This is a genomic window from Nocardia cerradoensis NBRC 101014 (assembly GCF_000308535.1).
GTDB lineage: Bacteria > Actinomycetota > Actinomycetes > Mycobacteriales > Mycobacteriaceae > Nocardia > Nocardia cerradoensis.
Window position 1 is genome coordinate 1 of the sequence record NZ_BAFW01000300.1, and the last position, 2,176, is coordinate 2,176.

The following is a 2,176-nucleotide window of genomic DNA, read 5'->3' on the forward strand; positions in this document are numbered from 1 at the left end:
GCCGTAGCCGGAACCACTGCCATAACCCGACCCGCTCCCGTACCCCGAGCCACTGCCGTAGCCCGACCCGCTCCCGTAACCGGAACCGCTGTCGTACCCCGACCCGCTCCCGTAACCCGACCCACTCCCGTACCCCGACCCGCTCCCATAGCCGGAACCACTGCCATAACCCGAGCCGCTTCCATAGCCGGAACCACTGCCGTAACCCGAACCACTCCCGGAGCCGCTACCGGATCCACTACCCGAGCCCGAACCACTGCCCGAACCGGACCCACTGCCCGACGTACTGCCACCGCCCGCCTGCCCCGGAATGGCGATCGTCGGAATCGTCGAGATCGTCGATTTCATCGGATCCGCGTAGTACTTCTTGTAATTGGCGCGGTATTCGTCGGTGTGGTGATGTTTGCAGCCCGTCTTCTCCGGCTGTCCGGGAGTGGGCATCGACTTGCGGGTCGCCTCGAGCCAGTCGCTGGTGTACCGCAAACTCGCGCCGGTCACCTTGATGGCGTCGATCAGATCCTGCGTACTGTCCTTGTAATTGCGCACGGCGGTCACCGCCGCCGCCGACGCGGCACCGGTCCAGCTGGCCTGCAACTTCGCGATCTGGTCCGCGTAGGTGGCCATATTGCTCGATATCAGTTTCGACATCGAATCCCAGAACCCGGACAGATCCATCGGTGGCTGCGCGTGAATCGTCTGGCCCAGCTGAATCATCTGATCCCAGTCCAGGCTGTCCGGATTCTCGATGTTGATGGTGACCGAATCGGTCTTACCGCCGTAGCCCTGAATCGCCTCGGGGAAACTCGGCATCGACCAGCTGTCATCGACGAGATCCTGGCTGAGGTCGGCGACCAGGCTCCCCCCGTTCGAGGAGAGTTTGGGCGGTGTCACATTGCTCTTGACGTCCTTGGGTTTGGCGATCGTGTCGAAATTGAATGTCGAACTGTTCTCGTGCGCGGCGAACGTCTTACCGGCGGCGACGAAGGTGTCGAACTGATCGCGCACCACATTCGCATGTGTCATCAGCGAGTTGTACAGTGCCGCACCGTGATTGCTGTAGACGCCGGCGAGATCGCGGCTGGACTGCAGAATACTGAAGGCGCCGACCTCGTGCGCGCGAGTATCGTGCACCGATTGCGCCAAGGCCTCCAGATTGGCGATCAGCTGCGCCGCGGCATCGGTGGCGGCCTTGATATCTTTCGTATCGAATTGCAGCACACCGGAATTCGCCGCACCGAGAATCTGGGTCCACTCGGTGGTATCCGCGTTCGGCAACGTCATGATCAGCCTCCGAGACCTTGGGTCGAACCTTGTTCGGCGGCTCGGAACTGGTCGGCGGCCGAACGCTCACCCTCGGCGAACTGGAACAGGGCATCGGCCATGCCGTAGCCGCCTTCGACCATATTGGCCCGCGTCGTCTTGTACCCCTTGTCACCGTCGGCGAACTTCTTGCCGGACTTGTCGTTTCCCCACGGCTGGTTGGTGGAGTCGTTCTCGATTCCGGCGAGCGTGTTGTGCAAGGTGTCGATCACGCCCCGCACTTTGTGTGAGACCTCCTCGGGCAGGTCGGCGGCTCTGGTCAGCGCGTCGACATCCACCTCGATCTTCTCCGCCATTGTCAGTCCCTACCTGTGTGCCTACATCTGGAACGGCTTGTCGACATTCGGATCGCCCCCACCCGGATCGCTGGCGCCCGGATCGTCCCCACCCGGATTGTCGCCGCCTGGATCGTCTGTGGCCGCCGCGCGCGGTGCGGGTGGCGGTTCGGCGGCGTCCAGCCACGCTTGCTCGCCCGGCGCATCCGGAGCGTCGTAATGCGCCGGCATCGGACCGATTTCCGGCACCTTCTTCGGCCGCGACTTCGCGCGATAGTCCTTACCCGGGCCCAGCGGTCTTCCCGGATCCTGCGGCTCGGCCGGATCGGACGGTGGGGGCGGAGCCGGAGCCGGCCGCGACGGCGTCATGTAGTTCGGATCGGACGGATCGCGGAAACCACCACCGCCACCACCGCCCGGCGGGGCCGGTGCGGGTCGCGACGGTGTCATGTAGTTCGGGTCCGACGGATCCCGGAAACCACCACCCTGACCACCATTCACCGGCGGCGGCGGTGCGGGTCGCGACGGTGTCATGTAATTCGGGTCCGACGGATCCCGGAAACCACCACCCTGACCACCAT

The 2,176-nt window shown here is 64.2% G+C and carries 2 protein-coding genes and 1 pseudogene; all 3 read right to left on the reverse strand.

Annotated features, from left to right (window positions below; genetic code table 11):
* Positions 1-1,281, reverse strand: a 1,281-nt coding sequence (locus ON23_RS38775; protein WP_157170300.1) for a PPE domain-containing protein, incomplete at its 3' end; no start/stop codon positions are given.
* A 2-nt stretch (positions 1,282-1,283) separates the two neighbouring features.
* On the reverse strand, positions 1,284-1,616 hold the full coding sequence (locus ON23_RS28075; RefSeq protein ID WP_039781923.1) for a hypothetical protein: 333 nt from the start codon (positions 1,614-1,616) through the stop codon (positions 1,284-1,286).
* A 21-nt stretch (positions 1,617-1,637) separates the two neighbouring features.
* Positions 1,638-2,176 (reverse strand): annotated as a pseudogene (locus ON23_RS28080) (hypothetical protein); the annotation flags it as partial.

Bases quoted from the DNA above. Each gene is read 5' to 3' on its own strand.
- ON23_RS28075 (WP_039781923.1), bottom strand. From the start codon at position 1,616: ATGGCGGAGAAGATCGAGGTGGATGTCGACGCGCTGACCAGAGCCGCC.